The sequence below is a fragment of the Sphingopyxis sp. J-6 genome (assembly GCF_046603995.1).
Taxonomy (GTDB): domain Bacteria; phylum Pseudomonadota; class Alphaproteobacteria; order Sphingomonadales; family Sphingomonadaceae; genus Sphingopyxis.
Window position 1 is genome coordinate 760,034 of the sequence record NZ_CP145810.1, and the last position, 16,652, is coordinate 776,685.

Consider the following 16,652-nt stretch of genomic DNA (forward strand, 5'->3'; position numbering starts at 1 on the left):
CGCAGCAGTTACATATGCGGTCGCCTGCCTTTTTTAGCGGAGCCAGGAGGGGTCAAATCCCCGCTGGGAAATTCCGTCGTTCGTGTTGGCGAGAAAGAGGTGCGACACCGCCTGATTGCCGCGATGGGCATTATCGATCATGTTGAAATCGCACACGCCCTCCAGGCCTTGCCACCTGGGGATAGACAGAACTTCGATCCCTGCCGGAGAAGAGTTCGGACCGCCATTGTTGAGGTCTGTGGAAGTCACGACGCCATCGACAGCTTCGACGTCGATACGAAGGGTCTGGCCGTTCTCGAGCTGCGCCACAGTCCAGCCGCCGATCGACGAGAGGCCGTCGCCCAGCGTGCAATTGACGGTATGGAAATCCCGGATAGGCTCGCGCTTTCCATCGAGCATCACATAGCCCATCTTGGCGAAGGCGCCATCCTCGGCCTGCATCGTGAGCAGCGAGTAGCTCAGCTTCTCGCCCACCGTGCCGGCATGCCAGCGCGCCGAGCGAAACATCGGTAGCGGGCGCGGTCCGTAGCCATGATCGCGGTAGCCGATGCCATTCTCGATCGTGACCACCCGGTCGCCGATCCGGACGCGGCCTTCCACCCGGCCGGCGCTTTCCGGGTGGCCATGATCGTCGCCTCCCGAAGTCAATGTTCCATGACCCGGTCCTCCGACCACCTCCCATTCCTGCGAAGGATACCAATCATAGATGCGCAGGTCCGCTTCCGCATCGTCGTCGAACGCCTCGAAGCGACAATATTCCATATCGGGAATCGTGAATCGCATCGTTCCGGAACTGGCCATGACATCGGTTCGATCGCCTGCCTCCAGAGGACGGTCGAGCAGGTGGCGACGGAAGCGGGTTCCGTCGGGGAATGCCATCCCCCAATGCGTCTGCGTGGTCTTCTGATTCACATAGGATCCCGTGCGCAGGAAGCCGACGAGGCCAGTGTCCGGATCACGAAACACCAATACCCAGGATTCCTGCCAGAACGGATGATTTCCAGGGTGATGGGGCAAATCAATCGCAGAATACAGGCTCATCGGTCTCTCCACTATTTTTGACCTTCAACATCTCGAGGCCTCAGGATTCGGGATCAAAACCCGATCTTCGCAGGATCGAGCCGGCCGCGGTCCGAGCCTAGAATTACTCGATTAATTAAATGATGACAAGTTTGCATCTCGGCGGTGCGGTCATTCCGCGCGCCAAGGGCTCCAGGTGGGCAATCTTGCGATGTGGCGCAAAGCGAGGACGGAGCGGCTCGGGGAACCGCTGATACAGAGCATGAGATGTTTTTATCGCCTCAAGCCATTTTCGAGCCTGGTCTACCTGCGAGACTGCGCCGCGGTCTCCAAGTGCAATACTGGCATCGCCGCGCGGCCCAGGCGGTCGCTATGCCATTGTTAAAGCCGGTGCGGCTGGTATGCTTGAGTCCTGTCGGCACGACAGGACCCGAATTCAGGAAGCGCTGGGGAGATCGATGAGGGCGCCTGCGATGAAACCAAGAGGCCGACGGGCCAAGACAGCCGAGCCGGAAACCCCGCCGCGCGATCGGCTGGTTGAGGCAACGGCCAATCTCATGGTTGAGCGAGGATCAATTGATGTTTCGCTCGCCGATATTGCACGGCGGGCCGATCTCAATTCTGCTCTGATCAGCTACTATTTCGGCAACAAGGCGGGGCTGATGATGGAGTTGCTTCGCTCGGTTCTGGGCGGCGACATATCAAAGCTCGATGCCTTCTCGCAGCGACAATTGTCGCCTGAAGAGAAGCTGTCGGGCTTCGTTCGCGGGATGATCGACAGCTATTTCACTTACCCGTTCATCAACCCGCTGACCCACCAACTCGTCACCGAAGAGCCCGAAACCTACGGTCCGCTGATCGCGGAGGAGTTCAGCAAGCGGGCGGCAACGATTCTCCGGAACATCCTCGCCGAAGGGCAGGCCTCGGGAGTTTTCGCAAAGGTCGATCCGCTTCATCTTTATTTTCACATCGTCGGTGCCTGCGATCAATTCTTCCATGGCCGTTATCAAATGCAGCATATCTTCGGCATCGGCGCGATCGACGAGCCCATGAAGCAAGGATATTCGAATTATCTCGCCAACGCCGTGGTGAAGAGCCTGCGTCCCGCAACTTAGCCGACTGCCGGTCAGCACTGGCCCGATCGATATCGAAGGCGTCGGCCGTGCCGTACGTCTCCTTTTGCCATTCCCGGAACAGCAAGGCGCAGGAACGCGCCGCGGGAGAAGCTTGCCCCAACCCCTGATGGCGCTCTAAGGTCGAATTATAACTATATGGACGGTCGTATATATATTTTGCGTTGACATTAATCCTAATGATGCCACCACTATGAAGCTCGCGAACCTTCGGGGTCGCGAATGCACGGAGGCAATCTCCGGCGGTCAATGGGAGGAGGCTGACAATGCGCTACGGCAAGAGACCGGATGGGCAGATGCATCGATCGGCGCGCGCTATCGCGGATGGCCTCATCCCCTCATCATCGCGTCTCAGGCTCCATCGACGCGGCAGCAGCGCTGCCGACGGCGAGCCGCGAGACGGCTTCCTGGAGGGAATTGGAATGCGGAGCAAGGCACTGGCACTTTGTGCGTCGATCGGCGTGTTGGCATGGGCTGGGGCAGCGCGGGCCCAAACGGCGCCCGAAGCGCCTGCGGCCGACGAACCGTCGCAGCTGGGCGAAATCATCGTCACGGCCCAGAAGCGAAGCGAGTCGCTCCAGCGCACGCCCGTTGCGGTCAGCGCCTTCACATCCGAGACGCTGGAGCAGCAGCAGATCAACGGCGTTCAGCAGTTGCAGTACAATGTTCCGTCGCTGGTGTTCGCCCAGCTTACCGGCTACTCGCAACTTTCGATGCGCGGCATCGGCTCCGACCTGACGGTTACGGCCGGCGAGCCGACGGTCGCGACGTTCCAGGACGGCGTCTACATGGGTCAGCTCTTTGCCCAGAGCGTCCCCAGCTTCGACCTCGAGCGCATCGAAGTTCTGCGTGGCCCGCAAGGTACCCTGTACGGTCGCAATTCGACCGGCGGGACGATCAATTACATCACCAAGCCGCCGTCCTACGACACGGCTGCCAATCTTGCCTTCACTTATGGAAATTACGATCGCGTCGCGGTGGAAGCCGGGGCAACCGGTGCGATCGTGCCGGACAAGGTGGCAGCACGGGTCTCGGTGAAATATGACCGGAGAGACGGCTACCGCTTCAATGTCTTCGACGGCAAGCGGTACGATGCCAACGACCATCTGAGCGGCCAGGCTGCGCTGCTTATCGAGCCGTCGAGCGACATCAAGCTGACCTTGCGCGGCGACATGTCACGGCAGGTTACGTCCGCGGTACAGCAGTTCATCGATGCGCTCCCGACGCCGTCGAGCATCTCACCCGAAACGCCGACCGGAATTTTCTCCCTTCCGGGAACCGCGCTCGCCGGAATTCCCGGCCTCCTGTCGCCCTCGGACCTCGCGCTGCTGGGGAATCGAAGCATCTCCGACCTGTTTGGCCTCTCGGAGCCCGGGCTGCGCGGAGGCGATCCCACCAAATCGACCCGCATTGCCAATGACTTTCCGTCGCGGACCGAAGTCAATCTTCGCGGGGCCAGTGCGACACTCGACTGGGACATCGGGAATGTATCGCTGAAGTCGATCACGGCTTATCGGTTCAGCAAATTGTTCATCCAGACCGACAATGACGGCAGCAGTGCGGCCATTCTCTACGAGGATCCGATCCAGCAAACCTCGAAGCAGTTCACGCAGGAAGTGAATATCTCGGGGAAGGCGTTCGACGACCGGCTGGACTGGCTCGCAGGAGTCTTTTACCTGCACGATCGCGCAAGTCTGAAAGCGGACATCTATCTGCCCTCGCTCGGCGATCTCATCATTGCCTCCGCCAGCCTGGGCACCGCGGCACCGCCACCGGTCTTCGACCTGTCGCAGCCTCTCATCCCCAATCTCCTCCTCCTCGGGTCCGATCCGCTGCTCGGCAATACCCTTTATGGCGGGCAACCGACGCCCGTCGCCTTTCTGGGCTTCGGTGCCGAGCAGAAAAGCTCCTCGCTGGCGGGCTTCGGTCAAGTCACCTACCGGATCGCGGATCGGTTGCGGGTGACCGCGGGCCTTCGCTACACGCGCGATGAAAAGGACGTCTTCCGGCGGCTCCACTCCAACTTCGTACCGACTGCGGCCTTGTGCGAAACCCAGTCGAAGAAGAGCTGGACCGCGTGGACCGGAACGGCCGGGGTGGATTTCGACCTCTCGGATCGCGCGATGCTCTACGGAAAGGTGTCGCGGGGCTACAAGGCCGGGGGGTTCAATCCGGCGGAATGCACGGGGAGTTTCAACCCCGAAATCCTCTGGTCCTACGAAGCCGGGCTCAAGTCGACGCTCGCCGACAATCAGCTGCGCGTCAATTTGGCGGGCTTCTATTATGATTTCAGCGACATCCAGTTCACGACCTATCTCAACAATTCCTCGACGATCAGGAATGCCGCCGATGCGACGCTTTACGGCATCGAGGCCGAGTATATGCTCGCGCCGCGCGGCCTTGCCGGATTCTCGCTCGATGGGTCCGGTTCGTGGATCCACAGCGAATATGGCAGCCAGCTTCTCCAGGACCCGCTCGGCCTTGCGACGCTCGACATCAAAGGGAACCGCCTTATCCGGGCCCCCGAATGGAAGCTCAACTTCGGAGCGCAGCAGCGGATAGAGACCGCGAACGCCGGCGCCTTCACCCTCCGGGGCGAAGCGGCCTACACCAGCCAAATCTTCCATGATGTGTTCAATGGGAAGGCGCCCTTCCAATCGCAAACCCGCGAAGCGCCATATTGGATCTTGAATGCCCGCCTGAGCTGGTCGTCGCCGGGCGATCGGTTCCAGGCGCAATTGTTCGCCGAGAATATCACGAACAAGCTTTATGCCTACAGCCGCGTCGCAGCGGCAACGGGGGCCTATGTGTCCGGACAATTCTCGCCGCCACGGACCTATGGCATCCGCCTGTCGATGAAGCTCGGCGCGAACTGAGGCGCGCGATGGCGGAGACACCGAAACCGGACGTTATCGCGAGCGTGATGCGGGCGACCAAGCCGGACTTTACCGACATAGACCCGGCGGACATTGCCCGCTTCCTGGCACAGCAGCCGGACATCGCGGGGCCGGTGGAAATCGCCAATGTTCGCGGTGGCGGCGCCAATGCGGGCGCGTCGAGCGGTGTTGTCGTGTTCGATGCAATATTGGAGGGCAAGGTCGAGCCGCTCGTGCTGCGCTATGCACCGCTCCGCAACGAGGGCCGCATATTCTTCGACTATGGCATCAGGCAGCAATATGAACTGCAGGCGCGTCTGGCGGATGCCGGCCTCGCGGTTCCGCGCGCGCGCTGGATCGATCCCGACGGCGCCGTGCTCGGGCTGCCGGGCTTCATCATGGAGAAGGTCGAAGGCGATGTCGCGCACGCGTCGCCCTTCAGCGCCGGGCTGATCGGCGACGCGGCGCCCGATGTGCGCGAGCGGCGGATCGCATCGATTTTCCGGGCCCTGGGCAGCGTGCATGGCGCCGACTGGCAGAGCAGCGCGGTCGCGTCCTGCGTTCGCCAGGCTGCGGGCCGGACCCATTTCGAACGCTATATCAACTGGTATTGGGAAACCGTCAAGTGGGTGCAGCCGCCGCATCGCGAGCGGCTCGAGCGGTTGCGGTCCTGGCTGTTTGCGAACCAGCCCGATATTCATCATGATGACCTGGCGCTGATCCATGGCGATCCAAGTCTCGGCAATTACATGCTCGAAGGCGACGAGGTACGCGCGATCATCGACTGGGAACTCGCGGGTATCGTTGCTCCGGCTTACGACATTGCCATGCAATGTATGGCAAATTCCTATTATCGAGCCGTGTCGGCGCCCGAAGTCGCCGCCAGGATTCCCGATGACGCGAGCTGGGTGGCCCATTATGAAAGCGTGACGGGTCGCAGGGTCGAGCATTTCGAGTTTTTCCGCAGGGCGGTGACGCTGCCGCTTCTGGTCGTCCAACTGTCGATGTCGCGCAATTTTCCCGATGGTCTGCGCGATGAATTCCTCGCTGGTATGGAAGCGATTTGGGCGGTTGGGGAGGGCCGTTAAGCCGGAGCCGCCCAAGTCCGTGCTCGGCTCCGGGAATTGCGAGCAAACTTCCGGGCTGGCGTGCTGCGCTGACAACCGATACGGAGACGCGGCCGGCATCCGCCGGAGCGGGCTAACTGGAAACGGGCGATATCCATGAGCAGCGACATCCTCGACGATCTCAATCGGGCGATCATTGCCGCGCTTCAGGAAAATCCGAGCAGAACGAACAAGGACATCGGGGAAACACTCGGCGTTTCCGAACCTACTGTGGCGAACCGGATCCGGGCGCTCGAAGATGCCAATATCCTGCGCGTCATGATGCAGCGCGATATGCGCGCTCTGGGTTATTCGGTGTTCGCTTTGGTCGATCTCAATGTTGAAGGCCGCACGCCCGAAAATGTCGCTGAAGACCTCGCCAAGCTCGATGCATGCACCAGTGTTTCGGTGGCGATGAGCAGCCCGGACATCTTCGCCAATATAAATGCGCCCGATGGCGCTGCGCTCCAGCGGATCGTCGACGAGCAGATTGCGAAGATCGAAGGCATCGCCTCCTACGAGGTCAATACGGCGCTGGAGATCGTGAAACTGGATCCCCGCTTTGGCAAGCTGGGATCCGAATGATGCGCCTCGATGATCTGGACCAGCGTATCATTGGCCTCCTCGCCGAAGATGCGCGCATCAGTAACCGCGAAGCGGCGCGCCTGTTGGGTATCTCGGACACTGCGGTCCGTAAACGCCTGAAGAAGCTGTCCGATTCGGGCGCTGCGAAGATCACGGCGGTGGCTGATTCAGCCGCGTTGGGAATGACCACCGCTGTTCTGGTGCGGGTTCAGACATCTCCCGAAACGGCGCGCGACGTGGTCGAGGCGATGGCCAGTTTCGACGAAGTGAGTTTTGCTGCCTTGATGACAGGACGCTTCAATATCGTTCTGCTCGTGGCGGCGCAAAGTCGTCAGGCCGTGGCAGATATTATTCACATGCATTTACGGCGGCGATCCGGCGTACACCGGGTAGAAACGGTCGAGATCGTCTCGGTCGCCAAGCACAACCTCGAAATCGCCCTGGTCTCCAGAAAACGCTGACCCCACCCGGCCGAGGTGCCGGGACTCGGGCTCACGGGCTCCGCACTAGCGACCCAGTGGAAGGGGACGGCCTGCGCCCCCTTCCGGAGAATCATTATCATTCTGCGGCGATCGCCATTGGATGCATCAGCTGCTCATCCATGTCGGCGCCGCCCGACCCGACCAGTCGGCCCGGTGTCGCACCAGTGCACTCGGTGCCATTGACGAAGGTCGTCTCGCCATTCACCATCACCCGCTCGATGCCCTGGGGCTTGCAGACGCGCCGCCAGTCGCCATCGGGAAGATCATGGGCGATCTCATATTTGAGCCGCGGATAGTCGAGCGCCTCATAGTCATAGATGAAAAGATCGGCCGCTTGCCCCGCTGCCAGCGTGCCCCGATTGTGGAGTCCGAGCACTTCTGCCGGAACCGCGCTGAGCTTGTAGTGCATTTCCTCAAGCGTCATCAACCCGGTCTCGCGAACCATCCAGATGATCGCGTCCGTCGAATATTGACCGCCAGCCCAGAATTTCACATGCGCTCCGCCGTCCGAGGTTCCCGGAATGGTGAACGGATGTTTGAGAACCTGTGCGACTTTCTCGTCGTCAAAGCTCATGCCTTCGGCCACGAGGAAATCGCTGTCGGCATTGGTATCGACCACGATATCCATAAACACGTCGATCGTGGGCCGATTGCCAACGGCGGCCGCGATTTCGCCGACCGACTTGCCTTCATACTGGTTCCATGGGGCGACGCCGCAAGCGTCGTTCAGGACATAATGCTCGAGCGGTCCGCCGGCCGGTGCGAGCAGTTCAGGCCTGTACACGTTGCGCAAGCGCGTGCGATAATCCTCGTCCGCCGCTTTTGCGACTTTTGCCGCGCGATCGCCCGCGAAGGTGAATTCGCGGAACTCGGGAATGATGTTCCAGATATCCCAGTCCATCGGTTTGAATTCGTTCCAGCCGCGCGTGGTCAGGGTCTGGGTGAAGATTTCCAGCCCCTCTTCCCGCGCCTTGTCGATCAGAGCGAGGACTTCCTCATGATAAGTGGGCAGAAAGTCGTTGACGATGACGACATTGTGAAGGACGGGCCGGCCCGACACCCGTGCAACCTCTAGCGCGATCTCACCGAAGCGCGCACCCGGGGTATCGACGAGGGCCTGGATCGAGCCTTCGCCGCGCTCGCGAAGCACTTCCGCGAGCGCCAGAATGTCCTCGCGGCTCATCGTGTCGCTCGGCATCGGGGTGCCGTCACAGTCGATGTGGGTGTTATGCTCGCCCTGGTAGGAAAAGCCGAAGCCGATTGCGCCCGCGTCCATGGCGGCGTGCAGTTCCTGCTTCATGCGCTCCCGCTCTTCCGCAGTTGCCGGACGGCTTTTCGCTGCTTCGAGGCCCATCACATAGATTAGGAGCGGATTGAGGGGAACATAGCTGGCGACGTTGACCCCCTTGGGCACCCGCTTGAGATGCTCGATCCATTCGGGGAAGCTGACCCAGTCCCAGCCGAGCGCTGTCCGCATCGCATTTACGGGAACCTGTTCGGTGGTCTCCATCATCTGCATGTAGCGCTCCCGGTCCTGCGGATGGCAGGGGGCAAAGCCAAAACCGCAATTTCCCACGCCGATTGTCGTGGTGCCATGCCAGCCAGAGTTTGTGGCATAGGGATCCCAGTGCAGTTGAGCGTCATAATGCGTATGGGCGTCGATCACCCCCGGCGCGACGATCTTCCCGGTGCCGTCGATGACATCGCTCGCGTCGCCGCTGATCCCGGCGCCAATGTCCGTTATGATCCCGTCCTTGATTCCGATATCGCCCACGAACCGCGGCGAGCCCGTGCCATCGACGATCGTGCCGCCTTTGATGAGCGTGTCAAACTTAGGCATCCCATTCTCCCATCTCTCTGTGTTGCTCGACATTATGGTCGGCATTTGGTTCTCAAATTCGACAAAAATGATGCGCGTATCTATATTATGCGATCCACACTTGAGTCAAATATAATGGGAAATGATGTCATGGCCGGTCTGGACTGTCTTGATGGCGTTTCGACCCTCCCTTTGCGCGAAAGGGGCAGGCCGATGCGCCGACGGGATGCTCAAACCGCGGTGTAGCCACCATCGACGATGAACTCGGAACCCGTGATGTAGCGTGCGCCGTCGCTTGCCAAGAACGCGACCAACGGCGCGATGTCATCGACATTGCCCATCCGGCCCACGGGAATCTTGCTGTTCCATGCGGCAACAACCTGCTCCACCGACGCTGGTTCGCCGTTCGCGGCGGTAGGTCTCTCGTGATGGGCGCCGAGCCTGGTTGCCGTCGGACCCGGCAACACCGTATTCACTCTTACGGCACGCTCGGCCAGTTCGACCGCGACAGCCTTGCTCAACATACGGATTGCGCCCTTGCTCGCGCTATAAGCGGCATAACGGTCCCCTGCCACCGTCCCATAGATTGATGAGATATTGACGATGGCGGCGGTTGACGTGCCGTCCGCCTGACGACGCATCGACAAAAGCGGCAGTGCCATCTGCATCCCCATGAACGGACCCTCGACATTGATCCGATATTGCCTTCTCAGATCGTCGAGAGGAGCGGTCGCAAAAGGCGTGTCGAGCATGATGCCGGCGTTGTTCACGAGAATGTCGAGCCGGCCGAGCTTTTCGGCGAAGCCGATCGCCGTCTTCCAATCGGCTTCGCTTGTCACGTCATGCCTGCAGGCGTGCGTTCCCTTGGTGCCATCGCACCACTCAAGGCGAGAGGCATCGATATCGGTCGCAAGTACCTCGGCGCCGGCGGCAAGCAATTGCTTTGCCACGGCAAGGCCTATCCCGCTTCCCGCGCCCGTCACGATCGCAACGCGGCCCTCCAATTCGATCGAATTCACCATCACCTCCATGATCGAAAACTGAGAAGCGCCATCGAGCCAATCGACGGCGTCGCGCAAATTGCGCGCGCGCTTCCGTGCTTCGCCGCCATTCGCGCCTCCGGATTGGCATTGACATGCGCGGCCGTCAAATGCGATTATACAAGCAATTAATTAAATATCGGAGGGCGCGGTGGAGGGTGTCGATCTTGTTTCGCTCGATCGCTGGATGGAAGCCCGGAGCCTTGGAAGTGGCTCGATTTCCGGCGTCCGGCTTCTGGCTGGCGGAACCCAGAATATTCTCCTCCGCTTCCATCGCGGGCCGTCCGAATTTGTTCTCCGCCGGCCGCCGCCGGTCCTGCGCGCGGGATCCAATGAGACGATGCGCCGCGAAATGCGCGTCCTCGAGGCACTGCGCGGTAGCGATGTTCCTCACCCTGGCTTCATCGCCGGATCTAGCGACGAGACGATCCTTGGCGCTGCTTTCTATCTCATGCAGCCGGTCGATGGCTTCAACCCGATGTCCGGGCTCCCCGCCTTGCACGCTCGCGAGCCGCTGCTGCGCCGCCGCATGGGCCTCGCCGTGGTCGAGGCGATCGCCGCACTCGGCGCGCTCGATTATCGGGCGGTCGGCCTCGCGGATTTTGGAAAGCCCGAGAATTTCCTGGAACGCCAGGTGGGGCGTTGGCGCCGCCAGCTTGAAAGCTATGCCGATCTAGCCGGGTGGCCGGGGCCTGGCGCCATCCCGGGGGTGGACGCGGTGGCGGCCTGGCTCGATCGCCATCGCCCAAGCTCATTTCAACCGGGGATCATCCACGGAGATGCGCATCTTGCAAATGTGATGATCCGGCCGGACAGCGGGGAACTCGCAGCCCTCGTTGATTGGGAATTGAGCACGATTGGCGACCCCCTGCTCGACCTCGGCTGGCTGATCGCGACATGGCCGACCGATGGCTCATCCTTCGCCACGGACGCCATGGCAAATCAGCTCACCGATCTTGCATCTCCTGCCGACCTCGCGGCGCATTACGCAGCGTCAAGCGGCCGGGATCTCGCGGCTCTCGACTGGTACATCGTGCTCGCCTGCTACAAGTTGGGCATCATTCTGGAAGGGAGCTTTGCGCGGGCCTGTGCCGGAAAGGCGCCGCGCGAAACCGGCGAACGGCTTCACGCGCACACGCTCGCTCTGTTCGAGCGCGCCCTCAGCATCATTCGTTGAAAAGGAAAGATGATGATCGACGATACCGATTTTAGCGGACGCAATATTCTCGTCGTCGGCGGATCGAGCGGGATCGGCAACGGCATAGCCCAAGGGTTTCGCGCCCGCGGCGCCAATGTTCATATCTGGGGGACGCGCGCCTCTGCGTCCGACTACAGCGCCGATGAAGGGTCCGACCTTGAAGGACTGGGCTATCATTGCGTCGATGTCGGGACGCCCGAGGCTATCGAGACGGCGGAGATTCCCTTCGACACGCTGGACTCCCTCATTTTGTCGCAGGGAACCGTATTATATCGGCGCCAGGAGTTCGAGCGCGAAGGGTGGGATCGTGTCATGGCGGTCAATATCGACAGCCTGATGCATTGCGCGCGCAAGTTCCGGCCACTGCTTTCGGCGTCCGGCGGGTCGATTATTATCGTGAGCTCGACGTCCGGCTTGCGCGGCAATATCGGAAACCCGGCTTATGCCGCGTCCAAAGCGGCCGCGATCAGTCTGACCAAAACGCTGGGCCAGGCTTTTGCCGGTGACGGGATTCGGGTGAATGGTCTCGCTCCGGGGCTCGTCGATACCAAATTGACACGGATCACGACCCAGAATTCCGCTCGTCTCGACGGCGCGCTCGCCACGATCGCGCAGCGACGCATGGGGACGCCCGCCGATATGGCGGGTGCCGCCATATTCCTCGCATCCCCGCTCGCTTCCTACGTCACCGGCCACACGCTGGTCGTCGATGGTGGCCTGACGCTCTGATTTGCCATTCTGACAGGAGATACACATGCAGTTCGAACATAGCGAAAAGGTCCGTGACCTCCTGCAGAGGGTCGAAACGTTCATGGATGCGCATATCTACCCCAATGAGGAAGAGTATTACCACTTCATCCACGACCAGAGGAATCTGTGGCAGGAGTAGCCTGGAATGCCCGCCCTCAAGGCCGAGGCGCGTGCTCAGGGCTTGTGGAACCTCTTCCTCCCACACGAATATGGCCGCTTCTCGCCCGGGCTCAGCAATCTTGAATATGCTCCACTGGCCGAGGTGATGGGCCGATCGCCGTGGTCGAGCCAGGTGTTCAATTGCTCCGCGCCCGACACGGGCAATATGGAAGTGCTCGCGAAATTCGGGACCCCCGATCAGCAGCAGCAGTGGCTTCAGCCCCTGCTCGACGGGGAGATTCGCTCGGCCTATGTGATGACCGAGCCGCAGGTCGCCTCATCCGATGCCACCAATCTTGAGCTGTCCATCAAGCCCGACGGCGACGACTATGTCATCAACGGCCGGAAGTGGTGGATTTCGAATGCGATGCACCCCGATTGCGCGATCTTCATCGTGATGGGAAAGACCGACTTCGATGCTCCCCGCCATGCCCAACATTCGCAGATCCTCGTGCCGCGAGATACGGCAGGGATCACGGTCGTGCGCAACCAGACCGTCTTCGGATCGATGAACTCGCCGGGCGGCGAGTGCGAACTGCGCTTCGACAATGTACGCGTACCGAAGGAAAATCTCATTCTTGGTGAGGGGCGGGGGTTCGAGATCGCGCAAGGGCGTCTCGGGCCGGGACGTATTCACCACTGCATGCGTTCGATCGGCCAGGCGCAGCGCGCGCTCGAGATCATGGCGCGCCGCGCGGACAGCCGCGTCGCTTTTGGAAAGAAGCTCGCCGATCAAAGTAGCATCCGCCAGGACGTCGCACGCAGCTTCTGTGAAATCGAGATGTCGCGCCTGCTCACGCTCAAGGCTGCCGACGCCATGGACCGCTATGGCAACAAGGTTGCCAAGGATCTGATCGCGGCCATCAAGGTGATCGCTCCGCAAATGGCGCAAACCGTCGCGGATCGGGCCATCCAGGTTCATGGCGGAATGGGCGTAAGCGACGACACCCCGATCGCCTACTTCTTCACCCTCAATCGCTATCTGCGCATCGCGGACGGTCCCGACGAGGTGCACATGTCGCAGCTCGGGAAGCAGAAGATCGCCGAATATTCGGCGATGGCGAAGTAGGAGGCCGGCATGAAGGCGCTGCTTTATCACGGGGCAGGGGATATCCGCTACGAAAGCATGGCCGATCCGATGCCGGTCGAGGCGGGCGACGCCATCGTTCGGGTCACCGCCTGCTCGATCTGCGGAAGCGACCTCCACATTTATCATGGTCACGGATTTTCCGAGGATCGGGGCTTTTGTGTCGGTCACGAAGCGGTCGGCGAAGTGGTCGAAACCGGACGCGCCGTCTCGCGGCTCCGCGTCGGTGACCGGGTCATGATCCCCGCAGCAGCGGGCTGCGGCGCCTGCCGACCCTGCCTGTCGGGCAATGTGATCGGGTGCGAGAATGGCGCAGCGGCCTGCTACGGGTTGTCCGCCGCGCTTCAAGGTTCGCAGGCCGAGGCCGTTCGCGTCCCCAGCGCGGACGCCAATGCGGTGCTGATCCCGGAAGGGATATCGGAAGAGCAGGCGCTGCTGATGACAGACGCCCTTTCGACCGCCTGGTTCGGTGCGCGCAGCGCCGATATCGCCCCGGGGAGCAGCGTCGCCGTAATTGGTTTGGCGCCGATCGGCCTCATGACGGTCGACTCCGCCTTCGTGCTGGGCGCCCATATCGTATATGCCATCGATCCCGTTCCAGAAAGGCGCGCGCTGGCGGTAGCGGCGGGCGCCGTCGCTCTGCACCCTGACGAAGCCGTCGCCGTGATCCGGGAGGCGACGAAAGGACGTAAACTCGATTCCGTCGTCGAGGTGGTCGGGAGCGACGCGACGGTCGATATGGCATTACGCTTGGTAAGGGCGCGCGGTACCGTCTCGGTAATCGGTGTGCAGCAATCGCGCCGTTTCGCCTTTCCGCTTGAACGCGCGTTCGCGGCAGGGCTCACATTCCGGGTCGGGACCTGCTCGGTCCCCGAAGAATTGCCGACCCTTTTTCCACTTGTCCAGGCGGGGCGTCTCAAGCCGGAAACCTATGTCTCCAATCGGCTGCCGCTGCGAGACGGCGCCGAAGCCTATGCGATGTTCGACCGCCGGGAGGCGGGAACCCTGAAGATCATCCTCGAGCCCTGAAGACGCGACTGGCTGGATCTGAGTCCGGCGCGCCCCTGCTGACCGCACGCGGAAAGGGGGGGGGGGGGGCGACACGGCAAAAAATGCGCGCCTCTGCTTGCGGCGCTTCGCCGGCAAAACCGTTCGCATTGACCGCAGAGCTATGCAGTTGATCGGGCGAACGCATTTGTGTATCTAATAATCGAGCAATTAATTAATTGTCGAATCGCTCGCGGAGAGGACGCCATGGCATCGGGATTGTCGGTAGAGTTGCGGGTCGACGGGCCAACCGCACATATCATCCTCAACCGTGAGGACCGGCTCAACGCGATCAACAACGACATGTTTCGGCGGCTTGAAGATCATGTCGCGCGGCTCGCGGGCGAGGCCGAAACTGTTCGCAGCGTCATCGTGCGTGGCGCGGGAAAATGTTTTTCTGCGGGGCATGATCTGCAGGACATCGCGTCTGGCGATGCAGCGCATGATGTCTCTTTTCAATCTTCGGTGCTCGAGCGTCTCGCGAATCTGCCCCAGGCGGTTATCGCGGCGGTGCACGGTCATCGTTACACCGGCGCGCTCGAGTTGGCGCTGGCCAGTGATTTCATTCTCGCCGCCCGGAGCGCGCGGTTCGCGGACACGCACGCCAAATGGGCGCTCACGCCTGTGTGGGGAATGAGCCAGCGGCTGCCCCGTCTGGTGGGCCAGGCCAAGGCGCGCGAGATGATGTTCACCGCGCGCACGATCGATGGCCGGGAGGCGGCGGAGATCGGACTGGCGGCGTCCTGCTTCGAGGATACTGAGTTTCTGGAGCGGGTCGATGCGATCGCGTCGATGATCGCTGAAAATTCGGCTTTCAGCATTGCCGCCTATAAGCGACTGCTCGCTGAAACGGACAATGACCCGCTGCATCTCGGCCTCGCACACGAAGTCCGCAACAGCGCAGGCGTCGGACCCGACATGGGCGAACGTATCGCGGCCTTTTCAAAACGCAAAGCATGACCGCGCCATCTGGAGCGCTGGTCGATCGGGAGTGAGTGACGATGAGCAATGAAACCCAAGACCTGGCCGCGCCAGCCGAAATGGCGGCCCGGCTTGTGAACCCGGCGTCGTTCGGCGACCCCGCGACCCTGCACGCCGACCTTGCCTGGCTTCGTGGCCACCAGCCCGTTTCGCTTGTCGATACCGCCGGTGTCGATCCCTTCTGGCTCGTGAGCCGACATGGCGACATCATGGACATAGAGCGCCAGCCCGACATTTTCCGCAACGGCGATCTTTCGACGGTTCTCATCGGAAGTCCGATGCTCAAGGCGGTGGAGAATGCGACCGGCTGTCCGCACCTCACCCGTAACATGGTCAACATGGACGGAGCAGAGCATCGTGCCTATCGATCGCTGGTCCAATCCTGGTTCATGCCAGGCAATGTCAAGAAGCTCACGGACGACATTCGCGAGATCGCGCGCGCGCATGTCGACCGGATGATGGGGCTCAGCGGCGAATGCGACTTTGTCGCCGATGTGGCCCTGCATTATCCGCTGCATGTCATCATGAGCATCCTCGGCGTTCCCGAAGAGGACGAACAGCGCATGCTGATGCTGACCCAGCAACTTTTCGGCGCCCGCGATCCGGAACTCAGTCGAAAAGCCGATGCCATGGCCGATCCGGATACCGCCATAAAGGTGTTCGGGGCCGTCGTGGCGGACTTCCACGCCTATTTCTCCAATATTACGGCGAGCCGCCGCGCCGAGCCGCGCGACGACCTTGCGACCATCATCGCGAACGCCATGATCGACGGCAAGCCGATCGACGAGCGCGCTGCCAACGACTTTTACATCCTGGTCGCGACCGCCGGGCACGACACCACCTCCGCCTCGACGGCCGGTGCGATCTGGGCCCTCGCGGAGCGGCCCGCCCTGCTCGCCGAGGTGAAGGCCAATCCCGACCTGATCCCGGCTCTTGTCGATGAAGCGATTCGCTGGGTCACGCCGGTGAAGCATTTCATGCGCGCCGTTGCCCGGGATCATGAGGTGAATGGCCACCATTATAAGGCCGGGGACTGGGTCATGCTGTCCTATATGTCGGCAAACCGTGACGAGGCGGTGTTCGACGATCCGTTCGAGTTCCGGCTCGACCGCCCGGCAAACAAGCAGATCGCATTCGGTTACGGGCCCCATCTATGTGTCGGCCAGCATCTCGCGCGCCTCGAGATGAAGACCCTGTTCGAGGAACTTCTGCCCCGGATCGAATCGCTCGAAATCGCCGGCGAACCGGCCTGGACCCAGGCGACGCTGGTCAGCGGGCCGAAACGCCTTCCGATCCGCTTCACTCAGAGTTGATCGGCGGGTCGACGCGCGGCGGCGTTGGCAGAGAGACGACAGCATATTCGCAGGAC

General features: G+C 61.4%; 13 protein-coding genes and 1 pseudogene. 11 read left to right on the forward strand and 3 right to left on the reverse strand.

Features of this window, described 5'->3' with window-relative positions; translation table 11 throughout:
• Positions 1-33: 33 nt before the first annotated feature.
• Positions 34-1,041 carry a DUF7064 domain-containing protein gene (locus V6U71_RS03805; protein WP_058801215.1) on the reverse strand — a complete coding sequence of 336 codons (1,008 nt, stop codon included), beginning with the start codon at positions 1,039-1,041 and terminating at the stop codon, positions 34-36.
• Between the two features lie 452 nt (positions 1,042-1,493).
• Between V6U71_RS03805 and V6U71_RS03810 the strand changes: the two genes are divergently transcribed.
• From V6U71_RS03810 to V6U71_RS03830, 5 genes are all read left to right on the forward strand, one after another.
• Positions 1,494-2,135 carry a TetR family transcriptional regulator gene (locus V6U71_RS03810; RefSeq protein WP_158213701.1) on the forward strand — a complete coding sequence of 214 codons (642 nt, stop codon included), beginning with the start codon at positions 1,494-1,496 and terminating at the stop codon, positions 2,133-2,135.
• 284 nt (positions 2,136-2,419) lie between these two features.
• Positions 2,420-5,029 carry a TonB-dependent receptor gene (locus V6U71_RS03815; protein WP_082639778.1) on the forward strand — a complete coding sequence of 870 codons (2,610 nt, stop codon included), beginning with the start codon at positions 2,420-2,422 and terminating at the stop codon, positions 5,027-5,029.
• Positions 5,030-5,037: 8 nt separating this feature from the next.
• Positions 5,038-6,117, forward strand: a complete 1,080-nt coding sequence (locus tag V6U71_RS03820) for a phosphotransferase family protein (RefSeq protein WP_058537095.1) — start codon at positions 5,038-5,040, stop codon at positions 6,115-6,117.
• A gap of 135 nt (positions 6,118-6,252) precedes the next feature.
• Complete coding sequence (locus tag V6U71_RS03825) at positions 6,253-6,720, forward strand: Lrp/AsnC family transcriptional regulator (RefSeq protein ID WP_054586677.1); 468 nt, start codon at positions 6,253-6,255, stop codon at positions 6,718-6,720.
• Positions 6,720-7,181: an Lrp/AsnC family transcriptional regulator gene (locus V6U71_RS03830; protein ID WP_197411573.1), complete on the forward strand. Its 462-nt coding sequence runs from the start codon at positions 6,720-6,722 to the stop codon at positions 7,179-7,181. The genes V6U71_RS03825 and V6U71_RS03830 overlap by 1 nt, the downstream gene beginning before the upstream one ends.
• Positions 7,182-7,278: 97 nt before the next feature.
• Here the strand turns inward: V6U71_RS03830 and V6U71_RS03835 are convergent, their stop codons facing one another.
• Positions 7,279-9,042, reverse strand: a complete 1,764-nt coding sequence (locus tag V6U71_RS03835) for an N-acyl-D-amino-acid deacylase family protein (protein ID WP_058537093.1) — start codon at positions 9,040-9,042, stop codon at positions 7,279-7,281.
• Positions 9,043-9,251: 209 nt separating this feature from the next.
• Positions 9,252-10,100, reverse strand: coding sequence for an SDR family NAD(P)-dependent oxidoreductase (locus V6U71_RS03840; protein WP_411341037.1), 849 nt, complete (start codon positions 10,098-10,100; stop codon positions 9,252-9,254).
• A 112-nt stretch (positions 10,101-10,212) separates the two neighbouring features.
• Here V6U71_RS03840 and V6U71_RS03845 point away from each other — a divergent pair, with 112 nt between their 5' ends.
• The 6 genes and pseudogenes from V6U71_RS03845 to V6U71_RS03870 all read left to right on the forward strand — a co-directional run bounded on the left by V6U71_RS03845 (position 10,213) and on the right by V6U71_RS03870 (position 16,596).
• On the forward strand, positions 10,213-11,238 hold the full coding sequence (locus V6U71_RS03845; protein ID WP_231732605.1) for a phosphotransferase family protein: 1,026 nt from the start codon (positions 10,213-10,215) through the stop codon (positions 11,236-11,238).
• Positions 11,239-11,250: 12 nt separating this feature from the next.
• The gene (locus tag V6U71_RS03850; protein ID WP_054590045.1) at positions 11,251-11,988 is read left to right on the forward strand and encodes an SDR family NAD(P)-dependent oxidoreductase; all 738 of its coding nucleotides are present in this window, start codon (positions 11,251-11,253) and stop codon (positions 11,986-11,988) included.
• Positions 11,989-12,013: 25 nt separating this feature from the next.
• Positions 12,014-13,237 (forward strand): annotated as a pseudogene (locus V6U71_RS03855) (acyl-CoA dehydrogenase family protein).
• Between the two features lie 9 nt (positions 13,238-13,246).
• Complete coding sequence (locus V6U71_RS03860) at positions 13,247-14,284, forward strand: alcohol dehydrogenase family protein (protein ID WP_411341038.1); 1,038 nt, start codon at positions 13,247-13,249, stop codon at positions 14,282-14,284.
• Between the two features lie 225 nt (positions 14,285-14,509).
• The gene (locus V6U71_RS03865) at positions 14,510-15,262 is read left to right on the forward strand and encodes an enoyl-CoA hydratase/isomerase family protein (protein ID WP_411341039.1); all 753 of its coding nucleotides are present in this window, start codon (positions 14,510-14,512) and stop codon (positions 15,260-15,262) included.
• 350 nt (positions 15,263-15,612) lie between these two features.
• Positions 15,613-16,596 (forward strand): cytochrome P450, encoded by a 984-nt coding sequence (locus tag V6U71_RS03870; protein ID WP_411341040.1) that lies wholly within the window; start codon positions 15,613-15,615, stop codon positions 16,594-16,596.
• The last annotated feature ends 56 nt before the right edge of the window (positions 16,597-16,652 follow it).